This window comes from Thauera phenylacetica B4P, from assembly GCF_000310225.1.
Lineage (GTDB): Bacteria > Pseudomonadota > Gammaproteobacteria > Burkholderiales > Rhodocyclaceae > Thauera > Thauera phenylacetica.
The window spans coordinates 1-1,698 of sequence record NZ_AMXF01000428.1; the positions used below are offsets into that span (position 1 = coordinate 1).

2 protein-coding genes are annotated in these 1,698 nt (G+C 71.9%); one reads left to right on the forward strand and one right to left on the reverse strand.

Annotated features, from left to right (window positions below; genetic code table 11):
• A partial coding sequence (locus C667_RS22740; RefSeq protein WP_370701722.1) for a ComFC family protein occupies positions 1-540 on the reverse strand: 540 nt, incomplete at its 3' end.
• A gap of 55 nt (positions 541-595) precedes the next feature.
• Between C667_RS22740 and bioB the strand changes: the two genes are divergently transcribed.
• On the forward strand, positions 596-1,576 hold the full coding sequence (bioB, locus tag C667_RS22745; RefSeq protein WP_004387822.1) for a biotin synthase BioB: 981 nt from the start codon (positions 596-598) through the stop codon (positions 1,574-1,576).
• Positions 1,577-1,698: the final 122 nt, after the last annotated feature.

The following is a 1,698-nucleotide window of genomic DNA, read 5'->3' on the forward strand; positions in this document are numbered from 1 at the left end:
CCCGGCCTGCGCCGGCAGGTCGCGCAGCTTGCGGACCACGGCGAGTCCGAGCGGCAGCTCGCGCGCACGCGCGAAGCCGCGCGCCAGCTCCACCGCCTGGTTGAAGCCGCGCTCGGCGAGCCGGTGCGGGTGCAGCGGCATCGGCAGCACGAGGTCGGCCGCGCTGGCCTCCGCACCGAAATCGGCGCCGCAGCGCGCCAGCGCATCGCCCAGGAAGCGGCCCACCGCGAGCTGATGACGGTACTTGAGCGCGTGGATCATCGCGTCGACCGGGAAGGCGAAATCGAACACCGCCCGCGTGGCGTCGAAGGCCGGCGCGCTGCGCCGGCAGGCAGCGCAGCGCCCGCCATCCAGGCCGGGCAGGCCGCATTGCGGGCAGGCGGTGGGCGGGCGCCGCGGCAGCTCGTCGGCGCAGGCGGTGCAGACGGCCTCGCCGGCGCTCGTCGCGCCGCAGACGAAGCAGTCCTGCGGCGCGAGCACGTCCATCGCATGGTTGAGGAGGACGCGCAGGGGATGCAGTGAATTTGACAAGATTTCCACCGATGGAAGAACATTCGGACCTCGTAATTCGTAATTACAGCCCGGAAAGCATTACATGACAACGACTTCCGCAACGATCGAGCGTCCCGCAGCGCCCCAGTCCCGCCACAAATGGGCGGTCGCCGAGGTCGAGGCGCTGTTCGAGCTGCCCCTGCTCGAGCTCGTCTTCCGCGCCCAGCAGGTGCATCGCAGCCACTTCGACCCGCAGGAAGTGCAACGTTCCACCCTGCTCTCCATCAAGACCGGCGGCTGCTCGGAAGACTGCGGCTACTGCTCGCAGTCGGCCCGCCACGACAGCGGCCTCACCCGCCAGCGCCTGCTCCCGGTCGACGAGGTGCTCGCCAACGCGCGCGCGGCGAAGGCGCGCGGCGCCAGCCGCTTCTGCATGGGTGCCGCCTGGCGTGGCCCGAAGGACCAGGACCTCGCCCCGGTGCTCGAGATGGTGCGCGAGGTGAAGGCGCTCGGCCTGCAGACCTGCGTGACCCTGGGCATGCTCAAGGAGGGCCAGGCCGAGCAGCTCGCCGACGCCGGCCTCGACTACTACAACCACAACCTCGACACCGCGCCCGACTTCTACGGCCAGGTGATCACCACCCACACCCTGCAGGACCGCCTCGACACCCTCGACAAGGTGCGCGGCGCCGGCATCCACGTGTGCAGCGGCGGCATCGTGGGCATGGGCGAGAACCGCCGCCAGCGCGCCGCGCTGATCGCCCAGCTCGCCAACCTGCCCACCCCGCCCGAGTCGGTGCCGATCAACAACCTCGTCCAGGTCCCGGGCACGCCGCTCGCGGGCGCGGGAGCGCTCGACCCCTTCGAGTTCGTGCGCACGATCGCCGCCGCGCGCATCACCATGCCGGCGAGCTTCGTGCGCCTGTCCGCCGGTCGCAGCGAGATGAGCGACGAGCTGCAGGCACTGTGCTTCATGGCGGGCGCCAACTCGATGTTCTACGGCGAGCGCCTGCTCACCACCGACAACCCCGACGCCGACCGCGACGACCGCCTGTTCGCGCGCCTCGGCCTGCGCGCGATCTGAGCGCCGAGCGCATGGACGCGAGCCGCCAGGACGTCCCCTCCGAGGACGCCGCCCCCGCGCCGGGCTTCGCCCTCGACCGCAGCCTGCTGCGCCGCCGCTTCGAGCGCGCCGCGCCGCGCTGC